General features: G+C 35.0%; 13 protein-coding genes and 1 pseudogene. 13 read left to right on the forward strand and 1 reads right to left on the reverse strand.

The features are described from left to right. The first annotated feature begins 41 nt into the window (after window positions 1-41). Window positions 42-788 (forward strand): class I SAM-dependent methyltransferase, encoded by a 747-nt coding sequence (locus tag CEF18_RS05770; protein WP_110935602.1) that lies wholly within the window; start codon window positions 42-44, stop codon window positions 786-788. 545 nt (window positions 789-1333) lie between these two features. Here the strand turns inward: CEF18_RS05770 and CEF18_RS05775 are convergent. Further along, window positions 1334-2353: a DUF3231 family protein gene (locus CEF18_RS05775; RefSeq protein WP_110935603.1), complete on the reverse strand. Its 1020-nt coding sequence runs from the start codon at window positions 2351-2353 to the stop codon at window positions 1334-1336. 522 nt (window positions 2354-2875) lie between these two features. On the opposite strand from CEF18_RS05775, the gene CEF18_RS05785 reads away from it, so the two are divergent. The 12 genes and pseudogenes from CEF18_RS05785 to CEF18_RS05845 all read left to right on the forward strand — a co-directional run bounded on the left by CEF18_RS05785 (window position 2876) and on the right by CEF18_RS05845 (window position 15583). Next, entirely contained in the window at window positions 2876-3703 is an 828-nt protein-coding gene (locus tag CEF18_RS05785) for an undecaprenyl-diphosphate phosphatase (protein ID WP_110935604.1), read from the forward strand. A gap of 340 nt (window positions 3704-4043) precedes the next feature. Beyond that, window positions 4044-4292, forward strand: a pseudogene (locus CEF18_RS26310) (tyrosine-type recombinase/integrase); the annotation flags it as partial. A 734-nt stretch (window positions 4293-5026) separates the two neighbouring features. Beyond that, on the forward strand, window positions 5027-5149 hold the full coding sequence (locus CEF18_RS26765) for a hypothetical protein (RefSeq protein ID WP_259457999.1): 123 nt from the start codon (window positions 5027-5029) through the stop codon (window positions 5147-5149). A gap of 16 nt (window positions 5150-5165) precedes the next feature. Next, window positions 5166-5279 (forward strand): GNAT family N-acetyltransferase, encoded by a 114-nt coding sequence (locus CEF18_RS05795; protein WP_407690384.1) that lies wholly within the window; start codon window positions 5166-5168, stop codon window positions 5277-5279. A gap of 569 nt (window positions 5280-5848) precedes the next feature. Continuing rightward, on the forward strand, window positions 5849-7135 hold the full coding sequence (locus tag CEF18_RS05800; protein WP_110935606.1) for an IS110 family RNA-guided transposase: 1287 nt from the start codon (window positions 5849-5851) through the stop codon (window positions 7133-7135). Window positions 7136-7633: 498 nt separating this feature from the next. Beyond that, window positions 7634-8086, forward strand: coding sequence for an NUDIX hydrolase (locus CEF18_RS05805; protein ID WP_110935607.1), 453 nt, complete (start codon window positions 7634-7636; stop codon window positions 8084-8086). A gap of 344 nt (window positions 8087-8430) precedes the next feature. Beyond that, the gene (locus CEF18_RS05810) at window positions 8431-8616 is read left to right on the forward strand and encodes a hypothetical protein (protein ID WP_110935608.1); all 186 of its coding nucleotides are present in this window, start codon (window positions 8431-8433) and stop codon (window positions 8614-8616) included. 694 nt (window positions 8617-9310) lie between these two features. Beyond that, window positions 9311-11077 carry a methyl-accepting chemotaxis protein gene (locus CEF18_RS05820; protein ID WP_147422045.1) on the forward strand — a complete coding sequence of 589 codons (1767 nt, stop codon included), beginning with the start codon at window positions 9311-9313 and terminating at the stop codon, window positions 11075-11077. A 613-nt stretch (window positions 11078-11690) separates the two neighbouring features. Beyond that, complete coding sequence (locus CEF18_RS05830; protein ID WP_110935611.1) at window positions 11691-12476, forward strand: NUDIX domain-containing protein; 786 nt, start codon at window positions 11691-11693, stop codon at window positions 12474-12476. Window positions 12477-12718: 242 nt separating this feature from the next. Continuing rightward, the gene (locus tag CEF18_RS05835) at window positions 12719-13462 is read left to right on the forward strand and encodes a GNAT family N-acetyltransferase (RefSeq protein WP_223292249.1); all 744 of its coding nucleotides are present in this window, start codon (window positions 12719-12721) and stop codon (window positions 13460-13462) included. 332 nt (window positions 13463-13794) lie between these two features. Further along, window positions 13795-14334: a TetR/AcrR family transcriptional regulator gene (locus CEF18_RS05840; protein ID WP_110935612.1), complete on the forward strand. Its 540-nt coding sequence runs from the start codon at window positions 13795-13797 to the stop codon at window positions 14332-14334. Between the two features lie 121 nt (window positions 14335-14455). After that, complete coding sequence (locus CEF18_RS05845; RefSeq protein WP_110935613.1) at window positions 14456-15583, forward strand: MFS transporter; 1128 nt, start codon at window positions 14456-14458, stop codon at window positions 15581-15583. The last annotated feature ends 502 nt before the right edge of the window (window positions 15584-16085 follow it).

A 16085-nucleotide genomic window follows, 5' to 3' on the forward strand; every position in this document is an offset into this window, starting at 1 on the left:
ATTGAAGTGCTTTGGCTTTTTACATTTGAAAGGTGGAAAAAATGAAACCATTAGATTATAAAAGTTTTTATGATAAGGTCGGAAAAGCAAATGGATGGGATTTTAGTAAACTAAAGCTTGTATCCGAAGGGGCAAAGTGGGACTTTAACGAGGAAATAATGAAAAGGTCTAAAGCTTCTGATATCCTACTTGATATTGGTACAGGTGGAGGAGAAAATGTATTAAACCTTGCACCTTCATTATTTCTTTTAGTTGGAATCGATATATCTGTTGGAATGATGAAAACAGCTCAATCTAATTTATTAAAATCTGAAGTATTAAATGTACGTTTTTCTCATATGTCTTCTGAACACTTGCTGTTTCCAACCGACTTTTTTGATTTAGTTTCATGTCGTCATGCACCATTTAGTTCAACGGAAGTCGATAGAGTAATCAAAAAAGGTGGATATTTTTTAACTCAACAAGTTGGTGAGGGTGACAAATTAAATGTAAAAAAAGCATTTAATCGAGGCAATGTAGTTGAAGAATATGGTGCATTAAAAAAAAGATATGTTCAAGAATTAAAAGAAGTAGGTTTTTCCGAAGTTCAATCCTTCGAATATAATTCTACTGATTATTTTCAAAGACCAGAAGACATTATATTCTTACTTAAACACACACCAACTATTCCAAACTTTGGTCAGGAAAAGACGGACTTTGAAATACTGGATGATTTTATTAAGAACAATCGAACGGAGAAAGGGATTCGAACAAACTCTAAAAGATTTCTCATAGTAGCTAAAAAGTGAAAGCTGTTCCAATCTATCTCAGTTAAAAAGCTGCCTTAGGGCAGCTTTTTTATTGAATTAAGAGAAGGTAGCGATTTAAAAAATATTTAATAAAAAAATTTGAATAGATATTAAACAATTAGCAAACTTTTGGGATTGTGATTAAATACACTTAAAGTAACGGAAGCATTAGTTTAAAAAGACATAGTACTTAAGATATTCAAAATCTTTATTAAATATTTAGTAGAGAAGTTAGATAATTATATACATATTGATAAACCATTTTGAGGAGCGTGATGAATCAAGTACTTAAGTGCGAGAACTTGCCAAGGTTTGTCGGACATTTGAAGCAAAAGCCTAAGACATTTTTGGCTTTAAAGTAAAACTCTCTACTGGATTTCATTCCCCCTTTATTAAAGGGGGGTACAAACAAACGTGCAACACATTTGCTAGCGTGTTTTTGGAAAGTCCTAACCCCGATTTTTTTACGCTAAGAAGAAAAACAGTGTATTTTATATCCAAAGTAGGGCGAATAATATTTAAGGAAGGAAGATTTTATAGCCCTTTTATTCATGTGCTAATTGATCTCTGTCAGGTGTTTGAGGTGGTTGTTCTAGCCATGCGTTATCAATCATAATATTGGCACCGTCTTCTGCAAAGAGAGCAATTTCGGACATAAGCTTGGTGTAAAGTAGCCCTAAATCACGCCTTGGGCTTGTGCCAAGATTTCTCCCATAGTTCCCGACTCCGATTCCGTTTAATATCGTAATATTGTACATCATTATTTTATCGGAGAAGGTAGCCTCTGTTGATGAGGTAGGTAAAGTATCCCATGTACTTGCAGAAGGAAGAAACTCACTACTTAAGACAGAAGCAAATTCCTCAACATGTTTATCGGCAATATCTCTTCCTCTAATGAAGTAATCACGGACTTTCTTCGACTTTGCCACTTGACTGTATCCCATACACAACGTTCTCCCCAGTTGATTTCGGATCATATTATAATAAATTCCAGTTATCTCAATGACATTTATCGGCCGTCTATGACCGAACCACCCAGCTAAGTAATTTTGCTTTTCAACGTATTCCACCTTTTTAGGTGCTGGAATATAAGGGGATCTAATGAATATCCCTTTGGATAACAAAACTGTGCTGGTTTTGTTATATAGGGTAGATATTTCATGCAAACATTCAGTAAAGTATTCGGACATATCAAAACGAGCACTTGTAGACAACGCATAGGAATAGGCATCCATTTTCTGTTCACAAAAATTTTGAATGAAAAAAATGTAAAAATCATCTGTAAACAATCGTGGAGTCTCTTTGTTTACATCTTTCTCAACTGAAAAACCGTCAGGAACAGGAAGTTTTTCTTCTTTAAAGAAAGACGTTAATTTTGGAACCTGCTCTTTTGACAGCAACATCGCAAGTTCAAGAATAGAGCGAATTTCCCGATCTTCGACAGTGGATAAAAAATTCTCGAATAAACATATTGCCCCCGTATTACTCATGTAACTTGTCCATAGGTTTGCTACTTCTGCTGAATTTAATTCTATTTTATGGTCGGTTTGCGGTTTTGACTGCATCTAAAATAATTTCTCCTTTCCTTTCTTTTCTAATCAAGTAGAGTTTGTTTACAAACAACACTTTTGCTTTCAGATTCCATAAATATTCTATAAGTTATATTCTCCAAAATTCTTTATATTTATCCTAAAATACAGAAAATCCTAATGACATTGTTTACAATGCAAAACCTTTTTTTTATGAATCAGAAACAGGATATACTCGTATACACCATGATTTTCAACTTTTTGAATCGCCATATTGTGGAAGATCAATAGGAAATACGGGATTGAATTCTCTTGGGATATGGGGTAATATAAAGTATTAAAACAGATTATAGGCATTAGATAAGTGTTAACAAAAGTAACAATTAACAGCCATAATGGATGTAGAAATAGCTATTCCCAGTTGCCTCCAACGGCTTCTCTATAGAGGGTGTAATGTCCATTTATTCAAATATTGCTTATGTACTTTTTGCACTACTGGGACTTGCTGTGATTTTGTGGTATTTACAATTTCGAAAAAGAAGAGCATAAGGAGAAACTATGGGACTATTAGATTTACTAAAGGCGTTAATATTAGGATTTGTAGAAGGAATGACGGAGTTTGCTCCAGTTTCTTCAACGGGACATTTAATTATTGTCGATGACATGTGGTTAAGAACATCTGAGTTTCTTGGGAAATATTCAGCAAATACATTTAAAATTGTGATTCAGTTAGGATCAATCTTTGCTGTTATCGTCGTCTTTTGGAAACGATTATTAAGTCTTGTGGGACTTTACAAAATAAAAGATTCTACACCCGGCTCTCAATTAAAATTATCACATGTATTAACTGGGTTAATTCCAGCTGCTGTTCTGGGTGTATTATTTGAAGATTATATTGATACTTATTTGTTCTCTGTTGAGACGGTGTTAGTTGGTTTGGTTATAGGAGCGATTTTAATGATTATAGCTGATAAATTCGGACAGAAAGTACCAAAAACGCAATCTTTGGATCTGATTACATATAAGCAAGCTTTTGCTGTTGGACTTGTTCAATGTTTTTCATTATGGCCAGGATTTTCACGATCGGGTGCAACGATCTCAGGTGGTGTATTGTTCGGTATGAATCACCGGACGGCTGCTGATTTTACGTTTATAATGGCCGTTCCAATTATGTTCGGGGCCAGTTTTTTATCACTTTTGAAAAACTGGGAGTATGTTGAACCCGACCATTTATCGTTTTATATCGTTGGCTTTATAAGCGCATTTCTGTTTGCTCTTATTTCCATTAAGTTTTTCTTAAAATTAATTGGGCGTGTGAAGTTAACACCTTTTGCTATTTATCGTTTAGTATTAGCCGCTGTCCTATTCGTCATACTTGTTATGTAATTATTATTGAAGATGGTGTCAAAATGAGACCATTTTAAAGTGAAAAAGTATCATTTTATTTTGGCTATACCACAACTCCTAGAGTCGTGGTTTTTTTGTTTCTTGGAGACTAACCGTTACTTCGATTGTACTAGTACTATATTTAGAAGAGGTTATCGGATCGCTGAAAGGAGGAAACAGCGCATGTGGTAGAAATGGTCAATCATGAGAACTATTATAAAATTTCTACAATATCCTAGGGAGAAAGCAGATAGATCTAATATTAGGAGAAGAATATCTAGGTGAAAAAATTGAAGTGGAAGATGTAGGTAGATGGGGTTCAACTGAAATATCGGTGAAAGTTAGCGATAGTGAAAATTCCACTAGAGCGTTATTTGTTACGAAACGAAATCCTCATTGGTTGATCATTGCACAAAGGAGATATATTATAAAACGTATTTCAAGTAGAGTAGGAATCAATAAAAGCATTCACCCCCACCAATTAAGACACAGTTATGCGACTCATTTGATGAATAATGGTACGCCATTAGAGGTCATTCAAAATCTATTAGGACATGAAAAGAGCGAAACACCGAGGATTTATGCATAACTTAGTGGAACCATGAGAAGAGAACTTTACCGTAAATATTTTGAGTATATGAATATATTCCCCTTTGGTTATCCAGTCAGTTGGAAAACATGTTAAACTAAAGGGATGGTATTCGAGAATTTGACAGTACGCTTATTCAAGTATTGGGGGGGATTCTTCCACAAAGGATTCCGTTCTTCTTATTGAACATGCAACCCTTAATGGAACAAGAATGATGAAAAAACAACTCACTTTTATGGTGGGTTTGACCGATACTGTGAAGCAAAATTAATTGCTACCTTTACGAGTTTGATAAAGATATTAGTAATTCGAATAGATAAAAGTCCTCCTAAAATGTAATATTATTCTTTATCTATATTTCGGTTGCGAATTTCAACTTCCAAAAATAATAAAAAGTCTTTCAGTTGACTATGTTCTTTTTCATTATGAACTTCCAAAAAACACCTGGAGCTTTCATGTATACAATGAAGCTCATGGTCAGAAAGGATTTTTAAGTTTCTAGAATCTATAGTGATCACCTCTTTTTTTTTAGGGGGAGGACCTTTATTTAAATACCACTACCCTTAAATTAGCGGAAAAATGTCGTATTTTATAGAAAAAATATTTTCAGAGGAATGTACCTAAAATATTGGATAAGAATTGTAACATTTGTGCCTCAAAACAGAGTGACAGGAGGATGCATGATGTATTTACATGGTAAGAGAAAGCGCTATTGAAATAACGGGGGTGCATTAGTGGAAGAAGCGTTTGAGGCTGTTGCGACGCTAATGGGGAGTTTCCTTCAATATGGTGATGCCATTTTTATTGAACTAACGAGCAGTATTATTGAAAAAGATGTGTTGCATATAAAGGATTGAGAAGGAGAGGGAAAGAATGTTTCCAACATTAGAGACAGAAAGATTGGTACTAAGAGAAATATCAAAGGATGACGCAGAAGATATATTTGCTTGTTTTTCAAATGAAAATGTAACACAGTATTATGGGTAAGATACGTTAGAAAAGGGAGCCCATACTCCAAGAAGGTATAAAGAACTTAAATGGTGCCAATTCAGTTTATATAAGTGTTGAGAAAGAGAATAAAATAGGGGTCAATTTTTATTGTTCAAAAGGGTTCCATATAGTTTCAGAATTTGATGATAATCTTGAAGGTCATATAACGAAAATGTTAAGAATGATATTACATATATAAGCTTTTTATTCAACGAACGGGTTGCCTAGTTCAACAGGCAATCTACCCTTCAGTACCTAATTCCTATCGATTCAATCTGCAACAATTAGGCACAATTCTGTAATAAGAATTGCGCCCTTTTTTGTGTGTAGGGCCAGATTGTAGAAGAAGTAGGTTCTTTAAAATTTGAAATTAAATTGGAAAATTATGTTAATATGATAATAGAAAACCTAATAGTTTAATTTTTTCACTTAAACTAAAGGGGGAGCATTCCTGTAATTAAAGAATTTAGAGTTTGATAGAAAAAGAGTCCTCTTGGTATGATACGAGGTGTCCAAAGCTTTGCGCGCAAAAGGACCCTTAATTGATAACCAAGGAGGACTCACTAATGAATTATAACCAAAATCACAAAATTGCTCAAATCACAGCTGAAACACTAATTATAGGTGTTGATATTGCAAAGTTTAATCACGTCGCAAGAGCACAGGATTTCAGAGGAATGGATCTAGGGAAATCTATTACTTTTGAAAATACTCAATCAGGGTTTGATGGCTTAATAGGTTGGATTAAACAACTTCAAGTTGATAATCAAATGAATAAAGTCTTCGTTGGTATGGAGCCAACAGGACATTACTGGCTTAACCTTGCACATTATTTAAAAGAGTTAAATATCAAGTGTGTTGTGGTCAATCCATTGCACACTAAGAAAAGCAAAGAATTAGACGATAATTCACCAACAAAAAATGACGTGAAAGATGCCAAAGTCATAGCACAGTTGGTCAAAGACGGTCGCTACGCTGAACCAAGTATCCCTGAAGGTGTTTATGCAGAACTTCGAGGAGCAATGAAAGTGCGCGAGCTATTATCTACTGACCTACGTTCTGTACAAGGTAAGATTCACAATTGGCTAGACCGCTATTTCCCTGAGTTTTTTACAGCCTTTAAAGACTGGGAAGGAAAAGCTGCACTTCGTACTTTAAAGCTTAATCTACTACCACATGAGCTACTGAAACTATCTGATGGTGAAATTTTAAAACACCTCAAAAAGGGCGCCCAAAGAGGTGTTGGTTTAAGTAGAGTGAGGAGATTAAAAGAGGCGGCTTGTTGTTCAGTCGGCATTAAACAAGGAAATAACATGGCTAAATTAGAGCTTAAAACCTTATTAGCTCAATATGACTTATTGAAAGAAAAGTTCGAAGAACTAGATGCTCATTTAGATGAATTGCTTAAACAAGTTCCTGGTGTTCATAATATGGTGGCAATCACAGGAATAGGGAAAGATACGGTCGCTGCATTTTTAGCTGAAGTAGGCGATCTAAGAAACTATTCTCATCCAAAACAAATTATTAAACTAGCTGGACTAAACTTACGGGAAAATACATCAGGACTTCATAAAGGACGCACAACCATTACAAAACGAGGGAGAAAGAAGCTCAGAGCTCTCCTCTTTCGAGTTGTAATGCCGTTAGTCGCTAAGAACCAAGCCTTTAAAGATCTGCATGAGTATTATACGACCCGTCCAGACAATCCGTTAAAAAAAATGCCGTCTTTAATTGCCATATGCAATAAACTAATACGAATCTTATTTACAGTAGGCACTAAACAGTGTGAGTTCAGTGAAGAAAAGATGCTTAGTGATATTCCACACTTTAATAACTTACAGGAAGCTGCATAACTCAAATACCATGTTTTATTAAACTCTATTAACCTAAGTGATTTTAAACAACTTACTTATTATCAAAAGACATTTGAAGCACGGAGAAGTCAGAACATAAACTAAAACTACGGGCAGAGACCCTGGCGGGGAGCATATCTGACCTCCACCCTCATGGCAAGGTTGAACGAAGGAATGTAGGAGCATTGACTCTGGGAGACATGGGAGGGTTAACCCCATGAGAAACGTGGAGATCCATCGTTGCGATCATACGTAAAATTCCCCTCTACTTTTAAAAAATTACTTAAGTGGAGCTGGTCAATCAGCCCCCTAACATCCATTTTTTAAAAGATAAGTTAAAACTAACCATGTAAATAATGTCTAGTGGTAAAGAGTAGCTATGAAATCCTTAGATAAACGGAGTTTTCGTAAGAAAACAAAAAGATTATAGAGGGAGATTAGTTAGAGAAGGATATTTCACACAAATTAGCAGAGGTTTCAATAAAGGGGGAGTTCTTAATGTTTTATGTCAATGTTGAAGGTGCAGTATACAAGGAAGGTAAATGGTTGATTATTAGTCGTAGTTTGAAAGAAGGGCATGCGGGTGGTCTTCTTTCCCTTGTCGGAGGTACAGTTGAAAATGAGGGTAACTCAACAAAAATATTGGAAAGAACTTTAAGAAGAGAATTGTTCGAAGAGGTTGGAGTCAAGGTAAAAGACAATATGGATTATGTAAGAAACACTTCATTTAAACTAGATAATGGTAGCGTAGTAATCGATATTGTTTTTTTATGTGAGTTTGAGGAAGGTGAAGCTTTTGCTAAAAGTCCAAATGAAGTTGATGCAGTATATTGGATGTCCACAGAGGAATTAGTTAAACATCCACAAACTCCTATATGGTTGACTGATAGTATAAAGGAAGCTGAAACCCTGCTTAAAGTAAAAACTTATTCAACTAACGGAGTGCAATAGTTGAACAAGCTGTGATTGCAGTTATATTGCAGAACGGGGAGGTATGTTTAATTAAAAAGGAGGATTTATGAATAAATTAGGTTTATATTTTACAATTGGTATCCCAATTTTTTGCATGATTATTCTACTTAGGTTTTCTGGACTGATTGGCAACCCAACATTTCTGATTATAATTACTATCTTTATTTTCTTTCTACACTTTCTAAGAAAAAAATCACAAATCAATTTCAGATAGTAAAACTGTCTTCAATTAACGGGAGAGCGTTAGCGCAATAATAGTCAACGTTTCTGTTATGGTGCTATTGGGGAGGAGAGTTTGAGTTTTTTGGACACGGAGGTGTAGAATGAATAAGTTTTTATCAGCAGTATTAGCTATTATTTTATTTTCAGCACTATATTCTTGGTTTGGCTATGTCCCCATTTCTCAGCGAGAACCTAATGTTTATTACTTTGGTTTTTTTGAAACGTTTGTTTTTGTCGTTATCTATGCTGGACCTGTTTTTTTCTTGCGGGAGTACCACTTTCTATAATTATTGATAAATTAAGTAGAACGAATAGACATTCAAAATGGAGGAGTTACTTTCTCCAATTAGGTTTATATTCCTTTGCTGGTGTACTTATGGCTATGATTTATCTTTTACTATTTTTTCAACCTACACGTCTTTTTGATGCTACTTTGTTTTCAATCCTCGGATTTTTAGCATCTAATTTTCCCCTTTCATTTTTATTTATTGCTAACGAAATTAAAAAAGAAATAAATGATGATATTTTATTAAACAAACGGAGTAGCGTTAGTTCAACAAGCTAGTTGACTTATAGTTCCTAATTCCTATCGATTCTATCTGCAACAATCAGGCACGATTGTGTGGAACAACCTAGGTAGAAAATATCAAAATAGTTTATAAAAACGAAACTTAAATCTGCTGGAGAAGAATCATTTTGATTAATCTTTTTTCAAAATTTTTTTTATTTGAAATGGGAGAGGAATTTGTGGTGCACCCCAAAAGTTAGAGTGAAAATTTAACTTTTTGGGGTCACATCAGACTGTTTGCTTCTTTTTTAGTATGTGACAGTATGAATGGAAGCAGGGAACCGTCCCTGCGATTCCATAAATTTCATTTGTCGATTGTTGACGGATGCTGTAATTTTATCTATTATAGTATATAAGGACTACTATTTTAGACTTAGGAATTTCATTTTAATACAGGAGGGGAAGTGTTATTTTTGAAAAAGTTAATATCTATTAGAACAAAGCTTGGCTTGTTGTTAGCAATACCTATTATTATCTTCTCAATTATTATTGGTTACAACCTATTTTCTGAGAAACAGACAACGGACCAGTTAATTGAAACACTTTATGAAGATACTTATGTGAGTGCCACCAATTTAATACAGGCAGATCGTGATATGTATCAAGCAGATGCGGAATTTTCTAATGTGCTATACATTAACGAAGAGCAAGAGGAGCAAGAGCAATCTTTAAAGGAATACACGGAAAATGTAAATCAAGTAAAAGAAAGAGTAGCCCATGCAAAGTCATTAATTGAAACAAATGCATCCTTTACAACATTAAAACATGAGGATAGTAACCTCACTATGGCGGAACTATTTACTGACTTCGAAACGAATTTTGCTGAATGGGAAAATGCAGCAAGTGATTTAATGATTCAAGCGGAGACAGAGGACGTAGCTACTAATGTAACTCTTAGAACAAATGTTGAAAATACTTATGAGTTATTTGAAAAAGCGAGAACTAATTTGGATGAAGTTGAACAGCTTATTGATGAAGATGCTAATCAATTGATTGATAGTCTTAATCAAACAAATGAGCAAAAGTTTATTATTAATATAGTCGTCTTACTCGTAGTTATTATCTTAATAAGTATCTTTGGTTCACTATTCATTTTTAAAACAAATAAATCAATTAATAGTATTGTAGAGGTTTCGGGAAGAATTGCAAATGGTGATCTAACTAGTTCACCTCTAAAAGTTCAATCACGAGATGAATTAGGGCAATTGACCGAAACAGTAAACGTGATGAACGTAAATTTAAACAAGTTAGTAAGCTCAGTTGATCATTCAGTAGCAGAAGTCGTTGAATCATCAGTTAGCATGAGCTCAACATCAGAAGAGGTAGCTGCATCGATTGATGAAATTGTTCATTCTATTGATGATATCGCTCAAGGTGCTTCTAAAGGTGCACATGATGCGGAGCATACGAATCAAAAAACAAAAGATTTATCAGATCAATTAGAAAGTGTTAAAGAGAACATGGCGATTATGCTACAACAATCACAAGTGGCTGAACAAGCAAGTCAACAGGGTATTTCACAAATCGGATCCCTCAGAGATACTTCTAATCAAACAAGTGAAGTTTTAGCTGAAGTTAGCACTGTCATTACTCAATTGACTTCAAGAGTTAAGGACATCGAAAGTGTGGTTGATGTGATCAATGGAATTTCAGATCAAACCAATCTATTAGCCTTAAATGCTAGTATTGAGGCCGCGCGTGCTGGTGAACATGGTAAAGGCTTTGCAGTTGTAGCTGACGAAGTAAGAAAATTAGCGGAACAGTCTTCAACAGCAACGTCCGAAATAAGATCGACGATTCAAGTGATTGTGAATGAAGCAAACAATGCTTCAAAATCTATGGAAACAACTGAAGCGATCTCTATCAAACAAAAAGATTCTGTTACGGACACAGAGCAGGTTTTTCAATCTATTAATGATTCAGTACAAAGTATTCTCCAATCAATAAAGAACATAGACACCGGTGTAACAAATATGAACGAGCTCCAGGAGGAAGTATTATCAGCGATTGAAAGTATTTCTGCTTTTACAGAACAATCTGCTGCTTCCACACAACAGGTTTCTGCTTCAACAGAAGAGCAATTAAAAGCAATCGATCAGGTAGCTCAATCTGCAGAAAAATTAAGTGAGTTAAGCGAAGAGTTAAGAACATCTATTAAACAGTTTACTTATAAAAATTAAAAGATGTGGTGCATCCCAAAAGTTAGAATAAGAATTTAACTTTTGGGGGCACATCAATTCAAATTCCTTCCCTAAGACCCAGGAATTTTTAGAAGTATTTATTATATTGTTGTAGACTAATTTTAAAATTTCAGTTTGATCATGTTGTCTCGCAAACGAACTTTGATTCTTGACCTCGAATATAATTTTCCTCCGTTTTTTATTTAATCCTTCTGTACTCACGAATATCCTTTAGCCCCAAAAGTCCTGATTCCATCATTGTAATTTATATTGGCATGTCTATCATGGATCTTAATCAATTTCCCCCCTTTATGTGCTTTGAAATAAAGTTCGATAACTTATAAAAAAGTCTGATAGTTTATAAGAAAGTTTGATAAAAAGTTGATATGTAGGATTTTTCTTGTTCAGCAATCGGGCCATATTGTCGCAGATTAGTTTGATTTTTATCAGAAAACCATTGCAAATAAAAGTGATAATTGGAAAATTTGTGTTAAAGTGTTAATAGAATATCTGGATTGTTGTGAATGTTTTCACTTAAAGTATTGGGGAGAATAGTTGAAGAAGGAACTTTAATGGATTTGTTTAAATTAAAGGGAAAAGGAGTTGATTAATAATGATATATAGAAGAAAAACTTATAAAATTCAGCCAGAAAAACTAAACGAATTTAATAATTTTTTTCATTCTTTTTTATATCCAAATCAAATTAAACACGGTGCAAAATTAATAGGTCGTTGGGTTAATGACAACAAAGTCGAGATTTTAGCTATTTGGGAATATAGAAGTATTGAACACTATGAAAGTATAGAAAACCAAATTAGAAATAGTGAGTTACACAAAAAAGCAAAAGAAAAAAGAAAAGAAATAGGCGAACTTTACATTGAGAGCAACCAAGATTTTTTATCTTCGACTGCTTATCCTGCTACATACCATCCACCTAAACATATAATGGCTGTCAGTGGATATATAACAAATAAAGATGGAGAAGTATTACTTGTTAGGAATTTTCATCGTTCCGATACAATGGAAATGCCTGGAGGTCAAGTAGAAGAGGGAGAGACATTAGAAAACGCTATCCACCGAGAGATAATGGAAGAAACAGGGGTTGAGGTTCACTTAATTGGTATTACTGGCATTTACCAAAATATTACCAATGGGATAATTTGTGTTGTCTTTAGAGGTGAGTATCAATCTGGTGACGTAAGAACTGCTGAAAATGAAATATCAGAAGTAGTTTTCACAAAACTAAATAAAGAAAATGCTAACCAATTAATTACAAGACAGCATTTTAGAAATAGAACGCTTGATGCAATGGAGGCAAACTATTTACCTTACGAAGCATTTAAGGTTAGACCATACGAACTTATTAGTAGGTTTGAGGTTAAAAAAGAGTATAGTTAATCATATTCTTCAACTAAAGGAGTGCTATTCTGTAATAAGAATTGCGCTTTTTCTATGCCCTATCGATTATTCTTCAACAATCAGGCGCAAAACTTTATTAAGAGATGCGCCTATTTTTCTTTTGAGTCAGGATTTAAAGAGGACTTTTCCTCTGTGTTATCTGGTTCAAGATAAAGTATGTGGATAAGTGTAATTTTTTAAGTCGATGATATCCAATGGGAAGCGAAAGGAATGAGTAACCGATGATTATGACCCAAAACGAAATGATATATATTGTACAGTCGCAACTTGCAATTGATCTGAATTGTGTAATCGATGACTTGAATGATGAAAAGAATAGCATTATTTTTGTTGAAGCTCAAGAAAATCCTGGACGCAGACCTTTTCGGAGGAATTCACGTTTTTTTGAAATTGTGTCAATGGGCAAATCAATTGTGGTTTCCGCTACACCAGAACGATTGTCAATTGCAAAAAAACAGATGCAAGATAAAGATAGTGATAGCATTTTTGCTTTGCCTTTTATTAGAGGTCTTTACTTGCATTATCTGCCTGACCTGAAAAGGATAATTCCTATTTCACCGTTGGAAATTTTTTCTTTTGAACTGATTGAGCAAGACAAAGTTGTTAAGTTACTTAATGGTACAGAATTCAAAAATGCTATTATATATGATAGGAATCATCCTTGGCAGACTGATTTGGCTGTGCTCGCAAAGAAAGATGGGGAAATTGTTGGGGTAGCAGGAGCAAGCAAAACTTGTGCTAGACTGTGGCAAATTGGGATAGACATATTCCCTGAATATCGTAATTTCGGATTGGCAAGTTACCTTGTAAACAGGTTAACTCTTGAAATATTGGAACGTGGCGATATACCAAGTTATGACGTAATCGCCAGTAACATCGCTTCACAAAGAGTAGCTCAAAGATCTGGATATTCTCCTGGATGGGTATCTGATTGGAGATGCAATTTTGAAGGATTAGAAGCTTGACCATTTAATCAACGGTCGCGGACTTTATCTCTGCCATTAATAATTTGCTGCACAGTACTACGATACTATGCAATAGAAAAATGATCATCAACAATCAGGCGCAAATCTTTAATAAGAATTGCGCCCTATCTTTGTGTATCGGGCCAGATTTTTGAAGTATAAATTCAATTACGAAATTTTTATTTAAATTCACAGAGGTGTACTGAATAGTAATGTTCTTTTACGTTACGGTGTTGCTATTAGGAAACGGTGTGTTGAAAAGATTGCAAGAGGAATGGTTTTATGGTATTTTTATAATGATCGTTCTATATAAGAGGAGGAGTGTTCACCTTATGAGCAAAAAGAAACAGGATCTCATTGTACATGGGGAGCAGTTATTTTATAACCATGGTTTTCACGCTATTGGCTTAAAACGAGTCATCAAAGAAGCAAATGTTGCTCTTATGACATTATATAATCATTTTGACTCGAAAGAAGACCTGATCCTTGAAGTACTTAAAAATCGAGAAGAAAAATATTTTTCTATGTTGAAATCACACGTTAGGAATTCCAAAATCCAATCAATATACTCCTTAGCGGATGCCCATATTGATTGGATTCGAAAACATAATAAGAATGGATGCATGTTTTTAAGGGCTAAAGAAGAGTTTTCTTATAATGATGATCATGAGATTGTCCAATATGTAAATGAACATAAAAGATCATTACTGGCTTTTTTTGAAGAACTTGACTTCAACTATAGCGAAGCAATACAGTTAGTGCTATTGTTCGAAGGGGCCACTGCTTTATCAGAAACCTTGAATGTGGATGACGTGGAAATTGCGTTTATACATTCCATAAAGTCTATGGATCTCCATATGAGGGGTGAATAAGACAGCGTCGCACAATTAGAAGGAAAAGTCCAAAAGTCTTAGGGGTGTGTCTGCTCAAGATTTTTTCTTTTCGTTGTAAATTATAGTGATCGTTCTATATAGAAAGGCAGAGGTGTTGTTGATGGATTCGAAAAGATTAATCATGGTTGGTTTACCCATGATTGCGGTAACTTATGGTTTTGCAAGGTTTAGTTATGGATTAGTTCTCCCTTATATACGTGAATCTCTGGATATCAACCCATCTGAGGCAGGAGTGATCTCTTCATTATCGTATTTGGCATATTGTATAGCGATTATCATGGCGATGTTGTATATGCAGAAAGTTGGTTCCCGTATGCTGATTTTAATAGCGGGGATTACAGCAGCTATGGGAATGGGCATCATATCTATGGCCAATGATTCAATATCTCTTGGTATTGGGATCTTTATTGCTGGCTTAAGTACGGGGCTGTCTTCCCCCCCTTATGCAGATGTGATAAAAAAATGGGTGGATCAGAATAAGCGTTCTCCAACAAATACGTGGATCAATGCAGGTACTAGTTTGGGAACAGCATTAACAGGAATTATGGTCATTTTTTTGGGTACCAACTGGAGACTGACTTACCTTCTGTTTACACTAATAGCGTTCATTATATTGATACTTAATTACAAGGTCATTCCTAAAACAAAGGATACGAACAAAAATCGTCAGACCCAAGCATTTCACGTGACAAAAAAGGATGTTGGTAATGCTTATCCCTTAATTTTATCTTCTTTACTATTAGGAATTACGTGTGCGGCTTATTGGACGTTTTCAAGAGATTTTTTGCTTCAAATGGAGAATATTCCTGAAGCTCTCACGCAAGGGTTTTGGATCATCATCGGCATTGCTGGAGTATTAGGGGGGTTCGCCGGATATTTTAGCTCGAAAATCGGATTATTATCCTCCTACCGAGTAAGTGTCATTTTTCTAGGAACTTCTTCCTTGTTACTAGGTTTATCTACAAGCGTCCTCCCGGTTGTCATATCAGCGATTTTTTTCGGGAGTTCGTATATATTTATGACAGGTGTTCTGATCATTTGGGGCATCAATATCTTTAAAACAAATTCTTCATTTGGTCTTGGTTTACCATTTTTACTATTAGCTTTAGGGCAAGGATTTGGCTCATTGATTGGAGGAATGGTTGCTGAGTTTATAGGTTATGAAGTCATGTTTACCGTATTTGCTATGATTAGTTTTATTGCTTTAATTTTTAAACCGAAAAAATAAGTTTAACTACTTATGGATGTACCACAATCAGGCGCAATTCTGAAATAAGAATTGCGTCCTTTCTTGTGTGCCCGGCATGTCTAACAACTTGGTGGTGAAAGTCCACTACAGACTTGGTAGTAGGAACTGTTAGCGGAAGGCAAGGGTGTCCATCGTGAGATGGAATCTGAAGGAAGCCGGAAGCAAAATCCTGAGGTGACGAACAGAAATTGGATATAAGGCTGAATAGAGAAGGATAAGTCTGCAAGACAAGATGAAGTCCAATACTACCCAAATCTCTTACAGTAAATCCAGCACCTATATGGGAGGAAAGTGGTTAGACTTACCCGGGGAGGTCTTACAAGGGTTCCCGACAAGAGGGAAGGAATTTCCCACAGGAACAATCATGACAGTGATGGCATGATGAATTGTAAGAAGTCAGCCGAAGCCATAGTAGTCCAAAAAGAGGATGAAGGGCTGAACAATAGTAATCTTGGAAGCCGTGGAGGTGAGAGAAATGCAA

This window comes from Salipaludibacillus neizhouensis, assembly GCF_002886185.1.
GTDB lineage: Bacteria > Bacillota > Bacilli > Bacillales > Salisediminibacteriaceae > Salipaludibacillus > Salipaludibacillus neizhouensis.

Bases quoted from the DNA above. Each gene is read 5' to 3' on its own strand.
- CEF18_RS05770 (WP_110935602.1), top strand. From the start codon at position 42: ATGAAACCATTAGATTATAAAAGTTTTTATGATAAGGTCGGAAAAGCA.
- CEF18_RS05775 (WP_110935603.1), bottom strand. From the start codon at position 2,353: ATGCAGTCAAAACCGCAAACCGACCATAAAATAGAATTAAATTCAGCA.
- CEF18_RS05785 (WP_110935604.1), top strand. From the start codon at position 2,876: ATGGGACTATTAGATTTACTAAAGGCGTTAATATTAGGATTTGTAGAA.
- CEF18_RS05795 (WP_407690384.1), top strand. From the start codon at position 5,166: ATGTTTCCAACATTAGAGACAGAAAGATTGGTACTAAGAGAAATATCA.
- CEF18_RS05800 (WP_110935606.1), top strand. From the start codon at position 5,849: ATGAATTATAACCAAAATCACAAAATTGCTCAAATCACAGCTGAAACA.
- CEF18_RS05805 (WP_110935607.1), top strand. From the start codon at position 7,634: ATGTTTTATGTCAATGTTGAAGGTGCAGTATACAAGGAAGGTAAATGG.
- CEF18_RS05810 (WP_110935608.1), top strand. From the start codon at position 8,431: ATGAATAAGTTTTTATCAGCAGTATTAGCTATTATTTTATTTTCAGCA.
- CEF18_RS05830 (WP_110935611.1), top strand. From the start codon at position 11,691: ATGATATATAGAAGAAAAACTTATAAAATTCAGCCAGAAAAACTAAAC.
- CEF18_RS05835 (WP_223292249.1), top strand. From the start codon at position 12,719: ATGATTATGACCCAAAACGAAATGATATATATTGTACAGTCGCAACTT.
- CEF18_RS05840 (WP_110935612.1), top strand. From the start codon at position 13,795: ATGAGCAAAAAGAAACAGGATCTCATTGTACATGGGGAGCAGTTATTT.
- CEF18_RS05845 (WP_110935613.1), top strand. From the start codon at position 14,456: ATGGATTCGAAAAGATTAATCATGGTTGGTTTACCCATGATTGCGGTA.